General features: G+C 59.0%; 21 protein-coding genes and 1 pseudogene. 8 read left to right on the forward strand and 14 right to left on the reverse strand.

The features are described from left to right. Nucleotides 1–277: 277 nt before the first annotated feature. Complete coding sequence (gene punC, locus WCL58_RS13955; RefSeq protein WP_060419179.1) at nucleotides 278–1489, reverse strand: purine nucleoside transporter PunC; 1212 nt, start codon at nucleotides 1487–1489, stop codon at nucleotides 278–280. A gap of 123 nt (nucleotides 1490–1612) precedes the next feature. On the opposite strand from punC, the gene punR reads away from it, so the two are divergent. Further along, a complete protein-coding gene (gene punR, locus WCL58_RS13960; protein WP_060419177.1) occupies nucleotides 1613–2557 on the forward strand; it encodes a DNA-binding transcriptional activator PunR in 945 nt (314 codons plus the stop codon). Here punR and purR read toward each other — a convergent pair. Then, a complete protein-coding gene (gene purR, locus WCL58_RS13965) occupies nucleotides 2554–3579 on the reverse strand; it encodes an HTH-type transcriptional repressor PurR (protein WP_033638375.1) in 1026 nt (341 codons plus the stop codon). The genes punR and purR overlap by 4 nt on opposite strands. A gap of 324 nt (nucleotides 3580–3903) precedes the next feature. Between purR and cydH the strand changes: the two genes are divergently transcribed. Beyond that, nucleotides 3904–3993 carry a cytochrome bd-I oxidase subunit CydH gene (cydH, locus tag WCL58_RS13970; protein ID WP_019455989.1) on the forward strand — a complete coding sequence of 30 codons (90 nt, stop codon included), beginning with the start codon at nucleotides 3904–3906 and terminating at the stop codon, nucleotides 3991–3993. A gap of 61 nt (nucleotides 3994–4054) precedes the next feature. On the opposite strand, the gene sodB is transcribed toward cydH, so the two are convergent. After that, nucleotides 4055–4633, reverse strand: coding sequence for a superoxide dismutase [Fe] (gene sodB / locus WCL58_RS13975; protein WP_004931333.1), 579 nt, complete (start codon nucleotides 4631–4633; stop codon nucleotides 4055–4057). A 199-nt stretch (nucleotides 4634–4832) separates the two neighbouring features. Then, nucleotides 4833–5651, reverse strand: coding sequence for a C40 family peptidase (locus WCL58_RS13980; RefSeq protein WP_180548543.1), 819 nt, complete (start codon nucleotides 5649–5651; stop codon nucleotides 4833–4835). Between the two features lie 415 nt (nucleotides 5652–6066). On the opposite strand from WCL58_RS13980, the gene WCL58_RS13985 reads away from it, so the two are divergent. Continuing rightward, complete coding sequence (locus WCL58_RS13985) at nucleotides 6067–6414, forward strand: Grx4 family monothiol glutaredoxin (protein ID WP_004931329.1); 348 nt, start codon at nucleotides 6067–6069, stop codon at nucleotides 6412–6414. A 68-nt stretch (nucleotides 6415–6482) separates the two neighbouring features. On the opposite strand, the gene rnt is transcribed toward WCL58_RS13985, so the two are convergent. The 6 genes from rnt to WCL58_RS14015 form a co-directional block, all read right to left on the reverse strand. Then, complete coding sequence (gene rnt, locus WCL58_RS13990) at nucleotides 6483–7166, reverse strand: ribonuclease T (RefSeq protein WP_038874795.1); 684 nt, start codon at nucleotides 7164–7166, stop codon at nucleotides 6483–6485. Between the two features lie 78 nt (nucleotides 7167–7244). After that, a complete protein-coding gene (gene gloA / locus WCL58_RS13995; RefSeq protein ID WP_336851292.1) occupies nucleotides 7245–7652 on the reverse strand; it encodes a lactoylglutathione lyase in 408 nt (135 codons plus the stop codon). A 338-nt stretch (nucleotides 7653–7990) separates the two neighbouring features. Continuing rightward, nucleotides 7991–9094 (reverse strand): alkene reductase, encoded by a 1104-nt coding sequence (locus WCL58_RS14000; RefSeq protein WP_336851293.1) that lies wholly within the window; start codon nucleotides 9092–9094, stop codon nucleotides 7991–7993. A gap of 90 nt (nucleotides 9095–9184) precedes the next feature. Continuing rightward, nucleotides 9185–9805, reverse strand: coding sequence for a TetR/AcrR family transcriptional regulator (locus WCL58_RS14005; RefSeq protein WP_047727651.1), 621 nt, complete (start codon nucleotides 9803–9805; stop codon nucleotides 9185–9187). 103 nt (nucleotides 9806–9908) lie between these two features. Then, nucleotides 9909–11546, reverse strand: coding sequence for a phosphoethanolamine transferase EptA (eptA, locus tag WCL58_RS14010; protein ID WP_336851294.1), 1638 nt, complete (start codon nucleotides 11544–11546; stop codon nucleotides 9909–9911). Between the two features lie 136 nt (nucleotides 11547–11682). Next, complete coding sequence (locus WCL58_RS14015; RefSeq protein ID WP_336851295.1) at nucleotides 11683–12324, reverse strand: NAD(P)-dependent oxidoreductase; 642 nt, start codon at nucleotides 12322–12324, stop codon at nucleotides 11683–11685. Between the two features lie 139 nt (nucleotides 12325–12463). Between WCL58_RS14015 and WCL58_RS14020 the strand changes: the two genes are divergently transcribed. From WCL58_RS14020 to WCL58_RS14030, 3 genes and pseudogenes are all read left to right on the forward strand, one after another. Next, the gene (locus WCL58_RS14020; protein ID WP_336851296.1) at nucleotides 12464–13393 is read left to right on the forward strand and encodes a LysR substrate-binding domain-containing protein; all 930 of its coding nucleotides are present in this window, start codon (nucleotides 12464–12466) and stop codon (nucleotides 13391–13393) included. Nucleotides 13394–13414: 21 nt separating this feature from the next. Continuing rightward, nucleotides 13415–13654, forward strand: a complete 240-nt coding sequence (locus tag WCL58_RS14025) for a DUF1289 domain-containing protein (protein WP_019455980.1) — start codon at nucleotides 13415–13417, stop codon at nucleotides 13652–13654. 183 nt (nucleotides 13655–13837) lie between these two features. Continuing rightward, nucleotides 13838–14649: pseudogene (locus WCL58_RS14030) on the forward strand (aldo/keto reductase). A gap of 61 nt (nucleotides 14650–14710) precedes the next feature. Here WCL58_RS14030 and WCL58_RS14035 read toward each other — a convergent pair. Then, nucleotides 14711–16555, reverse strand: coding sequence for a polyurethane esterase (locus tag WCL58_RS14035; protein WP_084826315.1), 1845 nt, complete (start codon nucleotides 16553–16555; stop codon nucleotides 14711–14713). Between the two features lie 241 nt (nucleotides 16556–16796). On the opposite strand from WCL58_RS14035, the gene sodC reads away from it, so the two are divergent. Continuing rightward, nucleotides 16797–17318 carry a superoxide dismutase family protein gene (gene sodC / locus WCL58_RS14040; RefSeq protein WP_060419163.1) on the forward strand — a complete coding sequence of 174 codons (522 nt, stop codon included), beginning with the start codon at nucleotides 16797–16799 and terminating at the stop codon, nucleotides 17316–17318. Here sodC and WCL58_RS14045 read toward each other — a convergent pair whose 3' ends face one another. The 3 genes from WCL58_RS14045 to WCL58_RS14055 are packed head-to-tail and all read right to left on the reverse strand — an operon-like array spanning nucleotide 17319 to nucleotide 20456. Beyond that, nucleotides 17319–19349, reverse strand: a complete 2031-nt coding sequence (locus WCL58_RS14045; RefSeq protein WP_336851297.1) for an FUSC family protein — start codon at nucleotides 19347–19349, stop codon at nucleotides 17319–17321. A gap of 3 nt (nucleotides 19350–19352) precedes the next feature. Then, nucleotides 19353–20216, reverse strand: coding sequence for an efflux RND transporter periplasmic adaptor subunit (locus WCL58_RS14050; RefSeq protein WP_060440051.1), 864 nt, complete (start codon nucleotides 20214–20216; stop codon nucleotides 19353–19355). 3 nt (nucleotides 20217–20219) lie between these two features. After that, nucleotides 20220–20456, reverse strand: coding sequence for a DUF1656 domain-containing protein (locus WCL58_RS14055; RefSeq protein WP_004931303.1), 237 nt, complete (start codon nucleotides 20454–20456; stop codon nucleotides 20220–20222). A gap of 180 nt (nucleotides 20457–20636) precedes the next feature. On the opposite strand from WCL58_RS14055, the gene slyA reads away from it, so the two are divergent. Beyond that, a complete protein-coding gene (gene slyA, locus WCL58_RS14060) occupies nucleotides 20637–21068 on the forward strand; it encodes a transcriptional regulator SlyA (protein WP_038874827.1) in 432 nt (143 codons plus the stop codon). The last annotated feature ends 10 nt before the right edge of the window (nucleotides 21069–21078 follow it).

The raw sequence follows: 21078 nt of genomic DNA on the forward strand, positions 1-21078 counted from the left end.
GCATACGTTTACCGGCGGAAAATAGGCCCGCGGCGTCTGATATCCGACTATGAACAGAGGAAATTTAAAGAAACGACCCGGCGCGAACGGCGCGGGATAAACGCATCCTTAAAAAAGAGTGTGACGCAAAGCGCGTACACAAGTGCTAATTGAGATATAGAGATTATAAGGTGTTACTTTACAAGGTTGTTTTTGAGTATAGGCGTGCCGAGGCGTTGACTCAACTGTAAATCGCACTCGGCACGCATATTCTTTAAGTGATTATTAAACTTGGTAATTATGACGCTGAGTTAGCATGTTCCCGCTGCGCCTTTTGCTGCGCGTCAACTGCTTTTCCCCGCTGCAGGAAATACCCCAGCGCGGCCAGGATCACCGTCGATACCATTACCGTCACCGTCGCCAACAGCGGCTGGGCAATGAACGCCGACACCAGCATGCTCGCCACAAAACACAGCCCCAGCTGCAGCGTATTTTGCAGCGCGGCGGCCTTGCCACTGCTTTCCGGGAACGGCATCAGCGCATTCGCCACCATGATCGGATAGCCGGCGCCGTTGACCAGCGCCATCACGCAGAACGGGATCAGCAGCGTGGTGAGCGTCGGTGCGGTCAGGGTCGCCACCAGATACAGCGCCACCATGCTGACACCATAAGCTACCAGCAGCCACGGCAGCAGGGTTTTGCCATTGATGCGCTTGAGCGCGGCGCGGCAGCCATAGCCCCCCAGCAGGAAAGCCAGCGTCTGCGGCACATAGCTCAGACCGATGTCGCTCGGGCCATAGCCCATATCACCGAGGATGAACGGCGAGCCGGTCAGCCAGGCGAAGAAGCCTGCCGAGCAGGCGGCGTACATGGTGACGTTGCCGCTGAACACCGGGGATTTCAACAGTCGCCAGAAGCTGACGCCGTTTTTTGGCGCCTCGGCGGTGGGCTGCGTTTTGGCGCGCTCTTTGAGCATCAGCGTCGGCAGCAGCAGCAGTACGGTGATGGCCAGCAGCACGGCGAAGATTGCACGCCAGCTGGCGTGGTTCAACAGCCAGGCGCCCAGCAGCGGCGCCAGCGCCGGCGACAGCGCCACCAGCGGCATGATGGTGGCGAATACGCGATTGGCCTGGCCTTCGCGATAGCGGTCGACCACCAGCGCTTGCCAGATGGCGGCGGCGGAACAGACGCCGACGGCCTGAATAAAGCGCAGGATCCAGAGCTGCACGGCGTTCTCTACCCACAGCATGCCCAGGCAACCGAAGGCGAACAGCGTCAGGCCGATCAATAATACCGGTTTGCGGCCCAGACGGTCGGAGAGCGGCCCCCACAGCAGCTGCGCGAAGGCGAAGCCGGCCAGGAAGATGCTCAGGCTGGCGCTCACCGCGCCGGCGGAAATTTGCAGTTCTTCCCGCATGGCGCCGAAGGCGGGCAGGTACATATCGGTCGCCAGATAACCCAGCATGCTCAGGCCGGCGAGGTAGAACATAAAGCCAAAGGAATTTCGCATGGTATTTCTCGTTAATATTTTAATGTCGCAGGTTTTTAGCGCCGGCCAGTGTATCCGGCTGGATCTCTGCTTGTGAAACGGTAATATTTGCAAAGTGCTGTTAAAAAAATTGAAGGCAAAGCGATGTGGTCTGAATATTCTCTTGAAGTGGTCGACGCGGTGGCGCGCACCGGCAGTTTCAGCGCGGCGGCGCAGGAACTGCACCGGGTGCCGTCGGCGGTGAGCTATACCGTACGGCAGCTGGAGCAATGGCTGGCGGTGCCGCTGTTTGAGCGGCGTCACCGCGATGTGGAGTTGACGCCGGCCGGCGCGCTGTTTATCAAGGATGCGCGAGTTGTTATCAAAAAAATGCTCGACACCCGCCGCCACTGTCAGCAGGTGGCCAACGGGTGGCGCGGCCAGCTGAATATCGCGGTGGACATCATCGTCAAACCGCAGCGCAGTCGCCAACTGGTGCTGGATTTCTACCGTCATTTCCCCGACGTCGAACTGATGCTGCAACCCGAGGTGTTCAACGGCGTGTGGGATGCCTTGGTGGACGGCAGGGCGGACATGGCAATCGGCGCCACCCGTGCGGTGCCGGTCGGCGGCGGCTTCGCCTTCCGCGACATGGGCTATATGAACTGGCTATGCGTGGTCAGCCCGCAGCACCCGCTGGCGCAACTGACAGGGCCGCTGAATGACGATCAGCTGCGGCCGTACCCTTCGCTTTGCCTGGAGGACACCTCGCGCAATCTGCCCAAGCGCGTCACCTGGACGCTGGATAACCAGCGGCGGCTGGTGGTGCCGGACTGGACTTCGGCGCTCGACTGTTTGTGCGCGGGGCTGTGCGTCGGCATGATGCCGGCACATCGGGCGCTGCCGCGGGTGCAGCGCGGTGAGCTGAAGGCGTTGCAGCTGCAGCAGCCGTTTCCCGCCAGCCCTTGCTGCCTGACCTGGCAGCAGGATAAACCCTCACCGGCGATGAGCTGGCTGCTGGCGTATCTGGGCGATGGGGAGACGCTGAACCAGGAGTGGCTGAGCGAGGCGGAACCGGAAGCCGCGCAGGCTTCCGGCGCGGGGGATTAGCGGCGGTAGTCGATGAACGGACCGTCGGCGACCGAGCGGCGTTCAATCAGCTTCGGATGCACTTCGATCACCTGCGACTCTTCGCGTTTGCTGATGATGCGATCCAGCAGCATGGTGAAGGCCATTTCGCCCAGGCGTTCTTTAGGCTGGTGAATGGTGGTCAGCGCCGGGGTGAAGTAGCGGGCGTTACGCACGTTGTCGTAGCCGATCACGGAAATATCCTGCGGCACCCGCAGCCCCAGCTCGTCGGCGGCGCAGATGGCGCCCATCGCCATGATGTCGCCGCCGCAGAATACCGCGGTCGGCCGCTGCTTTTGCGACAGGATTTGGTGCATCGCCTTGTAGCCGGACTCCGGCTCGAAGTCACCCTGGACGATCCACTCTTCGCGAATGTCGATATGCGCTTCCTGCAGTGCCTTCATAAAGCCCTGGTGACGGCCGCCGCCGGTATTGCGCGACAGTTGGCCCGGAATGGCGCCGATATCGCGGTGGCCGCGCTCGATCAGGTAACGGCCGGCCAGATAGCCGCCTTCGAACGCGTTATCGATGATGGTATCGGTGAAGTCGCCGCGCGCGGCGCCCCAGTCCATCACCACCATCGGGATATTGCGGTAGTCTTCCAGCATGCCCAGCAGCTGATCGGGGTACTCGGAGCACATGACCAGCAGGCCGTCGACGCGCTTTTGCGCCAGCATCGCCAGGTAGGCGCGCTGCTTGTCGAGATTGTTGTGCGAGTTGCACAGGATCAGGGTGTAGCCTTTGCTGTAGCAGCTGTTTTCCACCGCCTCGATCACTTCGGCAAAGTAGGGCGCTTCGCTCGAGGTGGCCAGCAGGCCGATCGACTTGGTGTGATTGACTTTCAGGCTGCGCGCCACGGCGCTCGGCGAGTAGTGCAGCTCTTTGATGGCGGCCCACACGGCCGCTTTGGTCTCTTCGGCGACGAAACGAGTCTTATTGATGACGTGCGAAACGGTGGTGGTGGAAACGCCCGCGCGTTTGGCCACATCTTTAATCGTTGCCATGTAAGGAATGACTCCTGAACTCACATGTTTACAGCATGTAAGTGTGATGTTAATCGTTTGCCTACGTAGATCCTTCTCCAGAGAAGCGAAAACTGAGTTTTTAGTGTGTTGAAGTCTTCAGCGCTTAATCAGGAGGGGCATGGATGCCGGTACGCAGTTGTGAACTGCGAATTTTGTCGCATATTGAACAAAAGTGGAAGAGGTAATCGAGATTATAAACCGGGAAATGATAACAAGATTTTATCGGCGAACTGTGGGAAAATGATTTGACGTACTAATTGTGCGCCTTTTATCCTTAGGAAAGCCCATTTTAAAGGAGTTGTCATGGATACCGAATTGAAGATGTCGCTGTTCACCACCGTCTGCGCATTGGCGGTCATTATCGCTTTCAGCTTCGTTGCCGCGTTGAACTGATTTACCCCCGGTTATAAAAAAGGCGCAGCCTGGCTGCGCCTTATCACCTCAGAACCTGCGCTTACGCCAGGTTTTCCGCTGCGAAGGTCCAGTTGACCAACGCCCAGAAGTTTTCCAGGTATTTTGGACGCGCATTGCGGTAATCGATGTAATACGCGTGTTCCCACACGTCAACGGTCAGCAGTGGTTTGTCTTCACCGGTCAGCGGGGTGGCCGCGTTGGAGGTGTTGACGATCGCCAGCGCGCCGTCCGGTTTTTTCACCAGCCAGGTCCAGCCTGCACCGAAGTTTTTCACTGCGGCATCGGTGAACTGCTCTTTGAACGCAGCGAAAGAGCCGAAGGATTTGACGATTGCCGCCGCCAGTTCGCCCTGCGGTTCACCGCCGCCCTGTGGCGACAGGCAGTGCCAGTAGAAGGTGTGGTTCCACACCTGCGCGGCGTTGTTGAAGACGCCGCCGTTAGAGGTCTTGATGATCTCTTCGAGCGATTTGCCTTCGAACTCGCTGCCTTTCACCAGGTTGTTCAGGTTAACCACGTAGGTGTTGTGGTGTTTGCCGTAGTGGTATTCCAGGGTCTCGGCGGAGATGTGCGGCTCGAGCGCGTTTTTCTCATACGGTAATGCAGGTAATTCAAACGACATTGCTTCCTCCTTTACAGCGCCATTCGCTTCCCGCCGGGGCGAGAGCCGTATGGGCCGTTTTTTATTGTGGTCATTCAATCTTAACAATTTTCATCATAAAAAACAGGAGGAAAAGCGAGAAATGCGCGTGGGGAAGTGCGATGGGCGATAGCTTGAGCAGGCGGTTGCGACCGGGGCCGCAACCGCGCAGAACAGGGCATTAACGAATGGTTTTCGGCGTCACTACGCGGCGTGCGCCGATGTAGTGGTTCTGCCAATAGTCGTTGTCGAGCTGACTGATGCGGATCTCTTCACCGGTGCGCGGCGACTGGATGAACTTGCCGTTGCCGAGGTAGACGCCGACATGGTCCGCCACGCCGCGGTTGTTGATGCGGAAGAACACCAGATCGCCGCTTTCCAGTTCGCTTTTCTTGATCGGCGCCGCATCGCGCAGGTGATACATCTCGTTGGCTGTGCGCGGCATCTTGATTTTCACTACGTCTTTATAGGCGTAATAGATAAGGCCGCTGCAATCGAAGCCGGTGCGCGGCGAGCTGCCGCCCCAGCGGTAAGGTTTGCCCATCTGTCCCATCAGCTTGGCCATCGCGGTCTGCTTGGCGTGCTGGTAGCGTTTTTTGTGCGCGGGGCTGAGTTTCAACGGCTTTTCTTCACGCGCCAGTTTGGCGGTGGCCATACCGGCTTCGCGGTGGCGACCATAGCCTTTTTTATAGCCTTTTTTCGGCGGGGTGACTTTAATCTTGGCGGTTTTCTGCGCTTTGGCCTTGGGTTTGGCGCTGACGATCTTTTTCGCGCTTTTCTCGCTTTTTGCCTTGGCGGTCTTGGTTTTTTTCTCGGGGGCCGTCACTTTGGCTTTTTTGGCGGCTTTGTCCGCTTTCTTTTTTCTGCGGTCATCGGGCCGCGCTTCATTAGCATGGCTTTTACGCTGCTCGGCGGCGACACGCGCCTGTGGCGCAGCGTGCGCCAAATTGAAGAAGATCTGCGTAAACAGCAGCGCAAAGAGCGTAAGAATTAAACGCATGTCGACGTCACCAACCTTGGCCCCGAAACGGATATCGAAAGAGTTACAGTATTCCCGAATTTCGCCATATAAAACAGCGAAGAACTCATAAATAATAATCCATATTGTGAGAAAACGTTAATGACATTTTTTTTGGTTCAAAATCAGCCTGTTGATGTATGAAAAAGCGCCAGTTGGCGGTGGGGATATAATTAATCCTCGCCGTCATCGCGACGCAATATATTAGTGAAATGGTCGGATTAAAAATGTTATTCTCGACGTATGTTTTGACCGGAATGACGTGGCCGGTGAAACGCGATCGGCGGCGGGCGAATATCCTTGCAAAAGATGGCGTTTTCTTGCGACTGTTCCAGCCGCTACAATAGCCCGCGTGATGCATGTTGTAGCCATGAAATGTGGCTTGAGGAAGCAATAAATGACGACGACACTTGAAAAAATTCAGCACCAGATCGCTGAAAACCCGATTCTGCTGTACATGAAAGGTTCGCCTAAGCTGCCGAGCTGCGGCTTCTCCGCACAGGCTGTGCAAGCGCTGTCCGCCTGCGGCGAGCGTTTCGCCTACGTGGATATTCTGCAAAACCCGGACATCCGCGCCGAGCTGCCAAAATATGCCAACTGGCCGACGTTCCCGCAGCTGTGGGTAGACGGTGAGCTGGTCGGCGGTTGCGATATCATCATCGAGATGTATCAGCGCGGCGAACTGCAGCAGCTGATCAAAGAAACTGCGGAAAAGTATAAAGCGCAGGAAGACCAACAGTCTTAATCGACAGGCTTGCGGTTATCGCGCAATGGGCGGCGCCAGTGCAAACTGGGCCGCCTTTTTTATTGGGCTTATTCGGCGAGGTCGCCGGCGGGCAGCGGCCAGCCGCCGAGACGTTTCCAGCGGTTAACCAGCTCGCAAAACAGCAGGGCGGTTTGTTCGGTGTCGTACAGGGCGGAGTGCGCCTGGCTGCTGTCGAACGGCATGCCGGCGGCGATGCAGGCTTTCGCCAGCACCGTTTGGCCCAGCACCAGGCCGCTCAGCGCGGCGGTGTCGAAGGTGGCGAACGGATGGAACGGGTTGCGCTTCAGGCCGGCGCGCTCGGCCGCGGCCATCAGGAAGCTGTGATCGAAGTTGGCGTTGTGTGCCACGATAATGGCCCGGTTACAACCGCGATCCTTGAGCCCTTTGCGCACCGCTTTGAAAATGGCGTGCAGCGCGTCATATTCGCTGACCGCGCCGCGCAGCGGGTTGTGCGGATCGATGCCGTTGAACGCCAGCGCTTCCGGCTGCAGGTTGGCGCCCTCGAAAGGCTCCACGTGGAAGTGCAGGGTCTCGTCCTGCTGCAGCCAGCCGTCTTCATCCATTTTCAGCGTGACGGCGGCGATCTCCAGCAACGCATCGGTATTGGCGTTGAAGCCGGCGGTTTCAACATCTATTACTACGGGATAAAACCCACGAAAACGACCACTCAGGGCGTTAAGATCACTTTTCTCGGCCATCAGTTTCTTATCTTCATCGAATGCAGCGCGCATTATGGCAAATTTTGCGCCCGGTTGCAGGCGCTATTGCGCGGAGAATCAGCAGGGCGCAGCGCGCCCTGAAGGGGAGGCTTAGTGGTCGAGGCCCTGACCGGCATGTTTATTTTCGATCAGCTCGATTTTGTAGCCGTCCGGATCTTCGACGAAGGCGATGACCGTGGTGCCGCCTTTCACCGGGCCGGCTTCGCGGGTGACCTTGCCGCCTGCGCGGCGGATGCTGTCGCAGGTGGCGGCAACGTCGTCCACGCCCAGCGCCAGGTGGCCGAAGGCGGTGCCCATGTCGTAGCTGTCGGTGCCCCAGTTATAGGTCAGTTCGATAACCGCGCCTTCGCTTTCTTCCGTATAGCCGACGAAAGCCAGCGAGTATTTGTACTCTGGGTTTTCGCTGGTGCGCAGCAGGCGCATGCCTAATACCTTGGTGTAGAAGTCGATGGCGCGTTGCAGGTCACCGACGCGGATCATGGTATGGAGTAAGCGCATAATTCCTCTGAATTGGCTGTGCCGTGGCAGACGGCGGGTGGATTGAAGCTCCAGCGAGTATAGCCTTGTCCCGCAAGGGAATTCAACGTAACGAATGAGTGACAATGTCACTTGTGGGGCTCGCGACGGTGATGTCTAAATATTGATCGAGCGTACCGATCGATACAGAGTAATTGATCTGCACAATCAATTATCTATTTCGACGGCAAGCGTGTAAAAATTGAACGGCAGTAGAGCACAACACCAGGGAACACCGGCCCGCCCCGTGCGGGCTTTTTTGCGTGCGGCGCATAAAAAAACGGCCAGGCAGTCGCATGGCCGTTTGGGATCAGGACGGGTTACTTCGCCAGAAACGGATAGTCGGTATACCCTTCGGCGCCGCCGCCGTAGAAGCTTTCCGGCTTAGGTTCGTTCAGCGGGGCGTGCTGACGGAAGCGCTCCACCAGATCCGGGTTGGCGATGTAGCTGCGGCCGAAGGCCACCGCGTCGATGAAACCTTTTTCGATCAAGGCTTCGGCTTTTTCGGCGGTGTAGGCGCCGGCGCCGACGATCACCCCTTTAAAGTGGGAGCGCACCGAGTCGCGGAAGGCGTCAGAATACGGCTTGCCGCCGGCCCAGTCCGGCTCGGAAATGTGCAGGTAGGCGATGTTGCGCTTGTTAAGCTCTTCCACCAGATACAGCGCCGCGTCTTCCTGATCTTCACCGTTGTCCAGCCCGTTGAACGGCCCCAGCGGCGAGATGCGGATGCCGATGTGCTCAGAACCCCATTCGGCGACCGCCGCGTCGACCACTTCCAGCGTCAGGCGGGTGCGATTCTCGATGCTGCCGCCGTATTGATCGGTACGTTGGTTGGAGGCCGGCGACATGAACTGATGCAGCAGATAGCCGTGGGCGGCATGCAGTTCGATGAAGTCGAAGCCGGCTTCCCGCGCGTTGGCGGTCGCCTGGCGGAAATCGTTGACGATGCCCGGGATCTCGCTGGTTTCCAGCGCGCGCGGCGTGGAGGTCGGTACGCGCACCCAGGCGCCGGTTTCATCACGCACGGTGGTGCGGGTTTCGGCGTTGATTGCCGAAGGGGCGACCGGTGCTTGCCCGCCCGGCTGCAGGCTGGCGTGGGAGATGCGGCCTACGTGCCACAGCTGCACGGCGATATGGCCGTTTTTATCATGCACTGCCTGCGTGATGTTTTTCCATGCGGCGATCTGCTCTGGCGTATGCAACCCCGGCGCACCGGCGTAGCCTTTCGCCTGGAAGGAAACCTGCGTCGCTTCGGTCACGATCAGGCCCGCGCCGGCGCGCTGTGCGTAATATTCCGCCATCAGCGGCGTAGGAATATCGCCCGGCTCGATGCTGCGCAGACGCGTCAGCGGAGCCATAAACACGCGGTTGGGCAGGGTGATGGCGCCAACCTTCAGCGGAGAGAGCAATTTTTCAGTCTTCATAGTGCATCCTGTATTTAATAGACCGGTCGTCTAGTAGTGGGCGATAAAAAACCACGAACTGCATTTTTCAATAAAAAGAAATTGTTACCGTTACGGTTGCGGCGGGCGCAGCAGCAACTCGATGCTTTCCAGCGCGCTGGTCAACGGCGCCAGCGAGTGGCGGATCTTGGCGCGCAGCGAAGCGCCGAGCCACAGTGAGTACAGCGTCTCTGCGGTCGCTGCCGGGCTCATGGCCACCGACAGCGAGCCCTCGGCGATACCGCGTTCGATGGCCTCCTGCAGGTGGCCGATCACGCGAGCGGTGCCCGTTTCCAGCGCATGGCGCATCGGTTCTGACAGATCGCTCACCTCGGCGGAAAGCTTCACCGCCAGGCAGGCGTTATGGCATTCGCTGCGGCAGTGGTAGCTGATGGCCTGGGCGTAATAGCCGAGCAGCTGGTGGCGGGCATCGCCGTGCTCATCGGCAAACAGCGCCTGCATTTCTGCATCATAATGCGCGAAATAGCGTTGCAGCATCGCTTCGCCGAAGGCTTCCTTCGAGCGGAAATAGTGGTAGAACGAGCCTTTCGGCACGCCCGCAGTGGCCAGCAGTTCGCTCAGCCCCATGCCGGTAAAGCCCAGGCGCAGGCTGAGAGTTTCGCCGGTGGCGAGCAGATGTTCACGTGTGTCCACGTTGCAATGCGTTGATTTGGTCATCATGGTGCCGAGCATAATAGACCGATTGGTCTAGGTCAATGGGAATAAAAAAACCGGCGCACAAAACGCCGGTTGTCTGCGAACTATTGTGCCCCAGCGGCACGAGGAAGTTAAGCGCTTACGCCGCGTTGCGGCAACGCTGCAGGATATCCAGCCGGGATTGATATTCGCGGCTCTGTACGTTCAGCATGCCCAGCAGGGTATGGAACAGGTTGTCCTGCGACACATCGTCCTTTTCCGCCAGCGCGTTCAGGCACTGGCGATCGACGCCGAAGCTGCGCTGATAGTCGGCCGACATCCACATCAGGAAAGGCACGTGCGTTTGCTGGCTCGGCGCGAAGACATAAGGCGTGCCGTGCAGGTACATGCCGTTTTCCCCCAATGACTCGCCGTGATCGGACAAATAGACCAGCGCGGTATTGAAGCGGTCGTCATACTGCTGCAGCAGCTTGATGGTGGCATCGAGCATCGCGTCGGTATACAAGATCGAGTTGTCGTAGGTGTTCACCAGCTGTTCATGGCTGCAATCCTGGATCTGATTGCTGTTGCAGGTCGGCGAAAACGTCTGGAATTCTGGCGTGCTGCGGCGGTAGTAAGCCGGGCCGTGGCTACCCATCTGGTGCAGTACGATCACGCCGTCGTCTTTCAGGCTATTGATGTAGTCGTTCAGCTTGTACAGCAGCACGTTATCCATGCAAACTTCGCCGTCACAGTCCTGCGGCAGTTTCAATTTGGTCATGTCGATGTGCGGCACCCGGTCACAGGCGCCTTTGCAGCCGCCGTCGTTATCGCGCCACAGCACGTTGACGCCGGCATGTGCCAGCACGTCGAGCATGCCCTCCTGGTGTGCCGCCTGAGTCGCGTCGTACTCTCTGCGCGGCATGTTGGAAAACATGCAGGGTACGGAGATCGCCGTCTCGGTGCCGCAAGAGCTGGCGTTCTTGAAGTAGACCACGTCGTCCTGCTTCAGGCGCGGGTTGGTTTCGCGCTCGTAGCCGCCGAGGGAGAAGTTTTCGGCGCGGGCGGTTTCGCCCACCACCAGGATCACCAGCGTTTTCTTGGCCTGCCCGGCGATCAGCGGCCCTTTGCGCGCGTCTTCACCGATTTTTACCAGCGGCAGATTGCGGGTGAAATAGCGCTGTTCGGTAAATTTGAGCGTGCCGGCGACGAAGTTGGAAGGCGTCAACATCTTCACCACGCTTTTATTGTTGCGGATCAGCGAAGCGTAGTCTTTGTAGAACAGCGCGGCGACGATCAGGATCACCACCAACGACAGCATGACGTTGGCGGCGCGCAGCCCGACCATATACCACCAGGGGCGGGTCTGGCGAATATGGGTGAAGCAGACTGCCACCGCCGGCAGAACGCCGAGCAGCGCCAGCCACAACCCCATGCGCGGCGTCAGCAGCGCCGTCGCTTCCTGGGTATTGGTTTCGAAGGCGTTCTGCATCATGTTGCCGTCGATCACCACGCCATAGCTGTACATGAAATAGTTGGCTGCGGCGCTGCCCAGCAAGAAAAAGACGATCAGCGGCTTGCGCAGGTAGGGCACGGTCAACACGCTGAAGATGATATTCAGCGCACAGAAAATCACCACCGGCATGCTGGCGGCGAAAATGACGCTGTGGACGCTATCGAAGGTGATATACGACCAGGCGCGGTGCAGGAATAACGCGTTTTGGAACAGAGTGAAGAACAGGGCGGTGGCGAGGATAAAACCGAGGCTGTTGCACTGTAAGCGTTGACGTAACCACATTGCCAAATCTGGATCCTGAGAGTAGATAATGCCTTGAAATCTACCGGATGAAACTTAAGAAAACCTTAGAAATTCAGAATACTGGCGGCGGCGAACGCGGGAAAATGCCAGGCCGGTGGCCTGGCGGTGAGCGGGATTAGTAGGCGGCGGTGAATTGGGCGCGAATAAACTGAGGTTTTTCAATCTCATCGACGATAGCCACCGCCAGATCTTCCACCGAAATGCTGGCCGGTGCGTCGCCGTTCATCAGCAGTTGCGTGGTGCCGAGGCGGAACTGGCCGGTGCGTTTGCCCGGCTCCAGCAGGGCGGCCGGTGAGAGATAGGTCCAGTCGAGCGTCGATTCGTTGCGCAGTTTATTGCGCAGATCGCGCACCGCCTGAGCGCCGGGGCGGATATTTTCCGGGAACTGCGGCGTATCCACCAGTTCAACGCCCGGCGCCACTTCCAGGCTGCCTGCGCCGCCGACCACCAGCAGGCGCTTGACGCCGGCCTGTTCGACCGCGGTGAGGATCTGTTGGGCGCCTCGAGCGGTCTTTTCATACAGGTTGTCTTCGCCCCAGCCGGGGTTGTAGGCGCTGATCACCGCATCCTGACCGCGCAATTGCCCCGCCAGCCAGGCGGTATCGGCAACGTCGCCCAGCGCGACGGTCAGATTGGCGTGCTCCGGCAACTCTTTTTTCTGACGGGCGATCGCCGTCACCTGAATGCCGCGAGCCAGCGCTTCATCCACCACGCGGCGGCCAACAAAACCGGTTGCTCCAATAATGGCTACTTTCATCTGTATGCTCCTTCGGGGATGTGTTCAGTATCATGAAGCAGGCCGATATGCCTGCTGCGTGGTTTATACTCTAGCCCTTAACAATAGCCGTGATTAGTGCCATATTCATGCTTTCTTGATTAAGTAAAACTTCATAATCGTGGATAAACTCAATCGAATGGCGATATTCGCCACCGTGGTGGCGGAGGGGTCGCTGGCCGGCGCGGCGCGGCGGCTGGGCATGACGCCGTCGGCGGTCAGCCAGCATATGCGCTCGCTGGAGAAGGCGCTCGGGGTGCCGCTGCTGCACCGCTCCACCCGTCGTCTGGCGCTGACCGAGGCGGGGGCGGCGTTTTACCCCGGCTGCGAGGCGATGATGCAACAGGCGCAGCAGGCGGAACAGCGGCTGGCGGAGCTGCGGGATACGCTGGTGGGTGAGCTGCGCATCGCCACCCCGGTCGGCATCGGCGGCCGATCGCTGGCGGAGGCGCTGGCGCCGCTGCTGCAGGCGCATCCCAAGCTGACGCTGCGGGTGCTGGCGGACGATCGCATCGTTGATATGATAGAGCAGCGGGTCGACATTGCGCTGCGGGCCAACCGGCAGCTGGCGGACGCTAATATGATCGCGCACCCGCTGACGGCATGGCCGATGGTGCTGTGCGCCGCACCGCGTTATCTCAGCCAGCATGGGGTGCCGGAAAAACCGCAGGATTTGGTGCAGCACCGCTGGATCTCCAGCGGCTACAGCGGGGCCCATCTGGACCTGCTGCACCAGTCCGGCCAGCAGGTTAAGCTGCGGCTGGCGGAAGGGCAGATCGTCAGCGAGAGCATGAACGTGATGCGCGCCTTTACCCGCGCCGGGCTGGGCATTTCCATTCAGCCGCTGTATGAAATTGGCGACGAGCTTCAGCGTGGCGAGTTGTTGCTGCTGTTGCCGGAGTGGCGGCCGGCGCCGCTGCGGCTGCACGCGCTGACGCTCGAGCGTAACGTGCCGGAGAAAAGCCGCCAGGCGCTGCGTTATTTGCGCGACTATTTTCGCCGCAATGGCAAAAAGGGACTTGCCAGCGGCGGCGATGGCGTCTTCAATTAGCAAGAGAACGCAGGAGGCCCCGTGGCGCAGCAGCTTGAATTTTTCGACATCCCCAGCCCGTGTCGCGGCATTTGTCAGGCCGACGACCGCGGATTCTGCCGTGGCTGCCTGCGCAGCCGCGAGGAGCGCTTCGGCTGGATGAGCATGAGCGACGCGCAGAAGCGCGAGGTGCTGCGCCTTTGCCGTCAACGCTTCCTGCGCCTGCAACGCGCCAATAAAGCGCCCGACGAGCCGCTGCCGGAACAGCCGTCGCTGTTTTAACCTTTCCTGATCTGCCGCACGTTCGTGTGGCTTACCGCTTCCCTGTGCCTCACCGGCTTGTGTATGCTGGCTGACAACTAATGTCATGAGGTTTTCGCAATGGTAGAACGTATACGTCTCGCGCCGCAGGGGCCTGAATTTTCCCGCATGATTTGCGGTTACTGGCGGTTGATGGAATGGGGCATGTCGCCGCAGCAGCTGCTGACGTTCATCGAACAGCATGTTGAACTGGGCGTCACCACCGCCGACCACGCGGATATCTACGGGGGTTACGCCTGCGAACAGGCGTTCGGCGACGCGCTGCGCCTGAAGCCGGCGCTGCGCCAGTCGCTGGAGCTGGTGACCAAGTGCGGCATCGCCACCACCGCCAAGCCCGGCAACCCGATCGGCCATTACATCACCGACCGTGACCATATCGTACAGAGCGCGGAACAATCGCTGCGCCATCTGCATACCGACTACCTCGATCTGCTGTTGATCCACCGGCCGGATCCGTTGATGGATGCCGACGACGTGGCCGAAGCCTTCGTCGCGCTGCATAAAAGCGGCAAGGTGCGCCATTTCGGCGTCTCCAACTTTACGCCCGCGCAGTTCCAGCTATTGCAGTCGCGCCTGCCGTTCACGCTGGCGACCAACCAGGTGGAGATCTCGCCGATTCACCAGCCGGCCATTCTCGACGGCACGCTCGACCAGTGCCAGCAACTGCGCATCAAGCCGATGGCCTGGTCCTGCCTGGGGGCGGGCGCCTGTTCAACGACGCCGAGTTCCAGCCGCTGCGCGACGAGCTACAGCGGGTGGCGCAAGAGATCGGCGCCGATACCATTGAACAGGTGGTGTACGCCTGGGTGATGCGTCTGCCGTCGTCGCCGCTGCCGATTATTGGCTCCGGCAAGATTGAGCGGGTGCGCTCGGCGCTGAAGGCGCAGAAGCTGGTACTGAACCGCCAGCAGTGGTTCCGCATTCGCAAGGCGGCGCTGGGGTATGACGTGCCTTAAGGCGGAGCAAAAAAGAGGAAAGCCGGGCGGCGACAGCGCCCGGCTTTTTTTACGCCGATCCTTAGGCCAACACCACCTGATCGGTGTTGAAGTGATCGAGCGAGACGCCGATCAGCGTGACCTGGCTGTGGCCGAAGGCCAGCACCAGATCGTCGTTTTGCTGCGTGGCGTAGTCGCGGATATTTCCGCTGGCGCCTTCGGTGCCGATAAACACCAGCTTATCGGTGGCGTTGAAGCCATACAGTTGGTCGCGGCCAAAATCGCCGCTGAACAGGAAGGTATTGCCGTTGCCGACGCCCTTCAGGATGTCATCGCCGCTGCCGCCGACGAAGGTCAGGTTGCCGCCGGCATGGCCGATCAGCGTGTCGTTGCCGGCGTTGCCGAACAGCCAGGCGTCGTGGCTGCGAGCCTGCAGGACGTCATCGCCGTCGCCGCCGGTGGTGGCAGCGGCATAGGCTTTGATGCCCGAATCCGATTTCAATCCGGCCGCGGTCACCTGATGATCCACCTCTTTGTTGAAAATCAACCAGGAGGTTTCTTTGCTGCGCAGGGTGCTGATGTCGTCCGCCAGCGTAATGCCGCCTTTGGCGTCGCGCAGGTAAAGCGTATTGCCATCGTAGGCGACCTCGGTGTTCTTCAGCGCCTGTTGGGTATCGAAGGTATTGTGGCCTTTGCCGCCGGCGATCAGGTTGTAGCCGCCGGCGTCGCGGAAGATATCGTCGCCGTCGCGGCCCTCGAGATAATCGTTGCCTTTGCCGCCCTTGATCAAATCATTGCCGTCGCTGCCGATGATAAACGTCGGCCCGCTGTGCGTCTCCGCGTTGCGGTTCAGGTCTTCCACCCAGGTATTGCCGCGCGTCACGTTCGACAGGTTGGAGACAATGATGGTCGAGTCCTTGTCGGTCAGCGAATAGAACTCGGAGTTCAGCACCCGCATCAGCCCGTCCTGATAGAAGAACGGCAGGTGCGACAGCCAGGTTGGAATGTTGAGAATGGAAAACGGCAGCAGGTTCCAGGCGTCCGACGCGTAATGGTCGTTGAAGTTGACGATATTGTTGGTGGCGGAGGCGTGCGGCGCATCGTGGACGCCCAGTGACGGCAGGGTTAGCGAGGTGCCGTCGAGCGCACGAAACACCGGATCGTTTTCGTAGCCGATGTTGATCACCTTGCCGCCGGCTTCGTACTGGGTCGGCGAGGCGAAGGCAACATAGTTGGATTGCGCGTAGAAGCCGCCCCAGTTGGCGTCGCTCTGCGCGGCCATGCTGTTGACCGCCAGCCCGCCGAGGCTGTGGCCGCTGACCACCACGTCCTCGCCGCTCAGTCCGTGCGCCTGCGCGAACTTCGCTACGTCGCCCAGCAGATTGCCGAAGGCGTTCAGCGCGTAGCCGTCAGCGTAGCCTTTCGGCCCGAAACCGGCCAGCAGATCGTTAATCACATCGCCAATGGTATCGCCGATCAGCGACTCGCGTGGGCCGCTGGTACCGCGAAATGAGATGCCAATGGCGGTGAGATTGCCTTCGCTGTCATATTTGCCCAGCACCTCGGCCTGAGCGGTGGTGTAACCGGCGGTCTCACCGTAGTAGGTGCCGCGTGCATCGGTTTTGCCGGCGTAACCCAGCTGCGCGGCGCTGATGACCGACCAGCCCGCATTGTTCACCGCCTCCTGCGCGGCCTGTTCTGAGTCGGGGTTCCAGGGAAGGCCGGGCAGGCCGCCCTGCGATTGGGTGCTGCCGATGAGCGCGGTGATCAGCGTCAGCGGCAGGCCCAGCCCGAAACCGGTCTGGTGGTAGCCTTCGTCGAAGCCGTTATCGATATTGTGGTAAGCGTAGGTAGAGATGGCCAAGGCGTCGGAAAACAGCGTTTTCGACGCGTTTTCGTCCAAATCCTTATAGCTAAAGATGCCCATATCAGTTCCTTATGAATTATGCCGCCTGGCCGGGGAGTGAACTCTCATGCGTCGGCGGTGGAAACAGGGAAACAACGTTAGCCGAACGACAGCTGGTCAGAGGACCAACATCGGTAGAAATAGTATTAGCCCTAAATATTAGGTGTGCGAATCAAATTGGCGAGATTGTGCGTTGGTTAACAGTGCCTGCGCCGGCTCTCCTATACTGAAAGCTCAGCAGAGACATTAAGGAGACTGATTGATGAAACGTTATTGGTATGCAGCACTTGGCCTGATGGCGTGTGGCGCGGCTCAGGCGGCGACAACCGACGTCGAGATGCACCTGGTGACCGGGCAGGGGATCGGTCAGGATATCGGCAAGGTGGTCATCAGCGAAACGCCATATGGCTTGCTGTTCACGCCGAGCCTGAAAGCGTTGCCGGCCGGGGTTCATGGCTTCCACGTGCATGAAAAAGGCAGCTGCGAGCCGGGGATGAAGGACGGCAAAGCGGTGGCGGCGCTGGCGGCCGGCGGGCATTTTGATCCGCAAAAGACCGGGAAGCACCTCGGGCCGTATGCCGACGGGCATCTGGGTGATTTGCCTGCCATCTATGTGACCGCCGACGGCATGGCGAACTATCCGGTGTTGGCGCCGCGGCTGAAAAAAATCAGTGAAATTGAGGGCAAGGCGCTGATGGTGCACGCCGGCGGCGATAACCACTCGGATCACCCATTGCCGCTCGGCGGCGGCGGTGAGCGTTTCGCCTGCGGGGTGATCAAGTGATCACCCGCCGCTAACGGCCGGCGCGGTGGCGGGCTGGCCCATCGCCTGCTGCAACTGCTGCAGCGAGCAGTAGAGTCGCCAAATCAGACCGGCCAAATCGCGTGCCGCCTGTTCCGGGTGGTGCGCCAGCGCGTTGCTCATGCGCAGCAGCTCCTGCAGCGTGGCGTCCAGCGAACTGTGCTGCACGCCTTTCTCCGTCATGATACCGCGCAGGCAGTGGATGCAGACATCGCGCACCGCCGACAGCGGATCGGAACGGGTTTGCCAGTCGCGCAGCTGCCAGACGATATGGCTGCAGTTGAGCAGCACCACGCCCCAGCGCAGCAGCCAGGTGCGCGCTTCCTGATCCTGACTTTGATTGAGCTGGCTGATGCGATGGTAGATCAGCGATTCGAACTGGCTTTCGCTCTGCTGCGGCCTTTTGCTCAACTGATCGATAAAATCGCGCCGCAGCGCGCGGATAATGCGGCGGCTTTTGCGTTTGTCCGAGCTGGGGCGCAGGATCTGAAACGCCAGCCCGGCCAGCAGCACGCCGACGACTTTAGCGATGTTGTCATTGATGAAGGACTGGTAGTCATAGCTCGGCGGGTTGCTGACGGTCAGGAACGACCCCATAAAGACGATCAGCTGCCCCCAAAGCGCGGCATAAGGCGGATTCTGCAGCTTGAGCATCTGCATGGTCACCAGGATCGGAAACAGGAAGGCGCAGAACACCCAGAAGTCGTCAATCTGGATCATCAAACCGAATTTTACTACGAAGCAGACGACCGAGAGCAGCAGCACCGCCTTGAGCAAGGTGCTGATGCTGTTGATCGGTGAAGGCGTCGAGGAGTAGAGCACGCAGCTGATGGCGGTGAGCGTCAGCGCCGCGCTGCCGGCGTCCCACTGCGTGTTGATCCAATAGGCGCAGCCGATCACGATGCACAAAAAGGTGCGCAGGCCGTTGTAGGCGGCTTCGTAGCTGTCGGTATGACGTGCCAGCGAGGTGACGCGCGGCGGCTGGAGGTCGCTGACCGCCGTGGCGCTCTCCAGCCGCTGCAGCCAGCGGTTGCAGCGCAGGTAAAGCCAGCAGAAATGGCGCAGGCGCAGCCAGAAGGCGCGATGGCGGTAGTCCGTAGGCTCTTGCGGCGCGATCTGCTGAAGCAGGCACGCCAAACGGTATTTGTCGGTGGCGGGATCGCGCAGCTCGTCCAGCAGTTGCGTCAGCACCGGCATCAGATTGGCGGGGCGATCCGGCCAGTTCAGCAGCATGCGGCGCAGGCTGGAGATAACGCTGGTAATGCGCAGCTGCTGGTGCAGCAGATAGTTGAGCAGGTTATTTTGCCGCCGCAGCCGGTAGTGGCTCCAGAACGCCTGAATACGCAGCAGGTTCATGGTCAGGATCTGGCCGATGACCCCTTCGTGCGAGGTGCGCATCTGGGCGGTGATCTCCGGCTGCCACAGCATGGCGGCGTGCTCCAACAGGCGTAGCTGCATGCGCCGCAGCGAAGTCAGCAGCGCTTCGCCGTCGGAGGTACTGGGCAGGATCATCATCATCAATCCGCCGCACAGAATGCCGGTGATCACTTCGCAAACCCGCGCCTGCGCGATATCGAAAATCTGCTGGGTATCGGTGACGTTGACCGTGCCGAAGGCGATGATGGCGGCGGTATAGCCCGCCAGCGCGAACGCGTAAGAGACGTTGTTTTGGTAATGGTTGGAGATATAGGTGCACAGCCCGATCCACGCGGCGATGAACAGCGTAAACAGCCAGGGATCGTTCAGACAGTGGCCGGCGATCGCCACCGACGCGGCGGCACCCATCAGGCTGCCGAAGATGCGGCCGATGCTTTTGCTGATCACGCCGCCGACGGTGGGGAAACTCACCACTGCGGCGGAGGTGAGCGCCCAAGAGGGCTCGTCGAGCTCGAGCACGAACGCTACCCACAGCGCGAGACACATCGCCAGCGAATTGCGCAGCGCATAGCGCCATTGGCCGCCGGTCGCCTTACCCCAGGGGGTGCGACTCCACTCCAAAAAAGGCAGGTTCACACTTTAGTTCCGCTGATGAATCGAAATGGTGCAGGTGGTGCCGGCGACCAGCGTCAAATCGGCGGGCACGTTGAGCAATTTTATCCGTACCGGCACGCGCTGAGCCAAACGCACCCAGGGAACATTAGGCTTAACGTCCATTAATAGATCGTTGCTGCTGTCGACGCTCTGATCGTAAATGGCGCGGCCGATGCTCTCTACTTCCCCCTGCAGCGGCGTGTTGCCGTTATATAAAACGATGTCCGCTTTATTGCCTTCTTTTATATGCTTCAGCTTGGTTTCTTCGAAATAACCGAGTACATAAAACGAATGTACATCCACCAACGCCACCAGCGGCGTACCGGCGTTGGCGTAGTTCCCGACCCGTGCCTGCAGATTGGTGATATAGCCGTCGGTTGGCGCGTAAATTTTGGTTTTGCTCAAATTCCATTTGGCCTGTTCCAGGTTGGCCAGGGCGGCTTTATAGGCGGCCTTCATTGCCTGAGCGGCTAAATTGGACGCGTCCAAATCTTCAGCGGAAATAACGTTACGCGGCAAACCGCGGCGGCGGGCGGCCTCGTGGTCTGCCTTGGCCAGATCGGATTGCGCTTTTGCCACCGCGGCCTCAGCATTGTCCAGCGCGATCTGGTAGGGCACCGGGTCGAGGGTAAAAATCAGACTTCCCGCAGGTACGAACTGATTGTCATTCGCGCTTATTTTCTCTAATCTTCCAGAGACTTCAGGGGTGATATTGACGAGTTCGGCGCGCACTTTTCCATCACGGGTCCATGGGGATTGCATATAATAATTCCAGAGCCACCAACCGGCGCAGACGGCAATGGCGCAGACGATCACCGTAGAAAAGTATTTTAATGTTTTATGCTGCATGGGTTACCAACTCGCTAAAATCCATAAGGAACCGCTGACGGTCAGAACGAAAATGGACAGGTCCATCAACATGGGGTGCCAGATTTCACCGGAATACATCCAGTCTCTCAGCAGCTGATGAATCAGCAGCCATAAGACCAGTCCTAGTAAAAAAGCTTTAAATATAGGTGGAAAATAAAGCGATGCCCCCAGGACCAAATCGGGTAAGGGGGATGAGGTGTGTAACCATGATGTATTCACATTAACAATCCCTAAGGGTGAATATGTTGAATATTTGCATAACGATTAAACAATAGCGGCTAAAAATAGTGGCTATTTCCACAATATACATTATATACATTTGTGTTTTTAATGTGAGTTACCCAAAATAGTCTAAACTCTGGGAGGTAATGTTAGCATGCTAATTATAAGGAGGGGGAAGTGGAGTCAACATTAGGTTCAGATTTAGCACGATTAGTTCGTGTTTGGCGCGCGCTCATCGATCATCGGCTCAAGCCGTTGGAGCTGACCCAAACGCACTGGGTCACTTTGCACAATATCAATCGCTTGCCGCCGGAGCAGTCGCAAATCCAGCTGGCCAAGGCGATCGGTATCGAGCAACCATCACTGGTTCGCACGTTGGACCAACTGGAGGAGAAGGGGCTGATCACGCGCCACACCTGTGCCAACGATCGCCGCGCGAAGCGCATCAAGCTGACCGACGCGGCCGATCCGATCATCAGGGAAGTGGACAGTGTGATCACGTCGACACGCAGTGAGATTTTAAGCGGCATTACCGCCGACGAAGTGCATCTGTTGGTAGGGCTGATTGGCAAGTTAGAACAAAATATCACCGAACTGCAGAACAAATAATAATATTCTT

The organism is Serratia sp. TMDUHS_CL (assembly GCF_037137105.1).
In the GTDB taxonomy this organism is placed as follows: Bacteria; Pseudomonadota; Gammaproteobacteria; order Enterobacterales; family Enterobacteriaceae; genus Serratia; species Serratia nevei.

Coding starts and splice junctions, on each gene's coding strand:
- punC (WP_060419179.1), bottom strand. CDS start 1,489: ATGCGAAATTCCTTTGGCTTTATGTTCTACCTCGCCGGCCTGAGCATG.
- punR (WP_060419177.1), top strand. CDS start 1,613: ATGTGGTCTGAATATTCTCTTGAAGTGGTCGACGCGGTGGCGCGCACC.
- purR (WP_033638375.1), bottom strand. CDS start 3,579: ATGGCAACGATTAAAGATGTGGCCAAACGCGCGGGCGTTTCCACCACC.
- cydH (WP_019455989.1), top strand. CDS start 3,904: ATGGATACCGAATTGAAGATGTCGCTGTTCACCACCGTCTGCGCATTG.
- sodB (WP_004931333.1), bottom strand. CDS start 4,633: ATGTCGTTTGAATTACCTGCATTACCGTATGAGAAAAACGCGCTCGAG.
- WCL58_RS13980 (WP_180548543.1), bottom strand. CDS start 5,651: ATGCGTTTAATTCTTACGCTCTTTGCGCTGCTGTTTACGCAGATCTTC.
- WCL58_RS13985 (WP_004931329.1), top strand. CDS start 6,067: ATGACGACGACACTTGAAAAAATTCAGCACCAGATCGCTGAAAACCCG.
- rnt (WP_038874795.1), bottom strand. CDS start 7,166: ATGCGCGCTGCATTCGATGAAGATAAGAAACTGATGGCCGAGAAAAGT.
- gloA (WP_336851292.1), bottom strand. CDS start 7,652: ATGCGCTTACTCCATACCATGATCCGCGTCGGTGACCTGCAACGCGCC.
- WCL58_RS14000 (WP_336851293.1), bottom strand. CDS start 9,094: ATGAAGACTGAAAAATTGCTCTCTCCGCTGAAGGTTGGCGCCATCACC.
- WCL58_RS14005 (WP_047727651.1), bottom strand. CDS start 9,805: ATGCTCGGCACCATGATGACCAAATCAACGCATTGCAACGTGGACACA.
- eptA (WP_336851294.1), bottom strand. CDS start 11,546: ATGTGGTTACGTCAACGCTTACAGTGCAACAGCCTCGGTTTTATCCTC.
- WCL58_RS14015 (WP_336851295.1), bottom strand. CDS start 12,324: ATGAAAGTAGCCATTATTGGAGCAACCGGTTTTGTTGGCCGCCGCGTG.
- WCL58_RS14035 (WP_084826315.1), bottom strand. CDS start 16,555: ATGGGCATCTTTAGCTATAAGGATTTGGACGAAAACGCGTCGAAAACG.
- sodC (WP_060419163.1), top strand. CDS start 16,797: ATGAAACGTTATTGGTATGCAGCACTTGGCCTGATGGCGTGTGGCGCG.
- WCL58_RS14050 (WP_060440051.1), bottom strand. CDS start 20,216: ATGCAGCATAAAACATTAAAATACTTTTCTACGGTGATCGTCTGCGCC.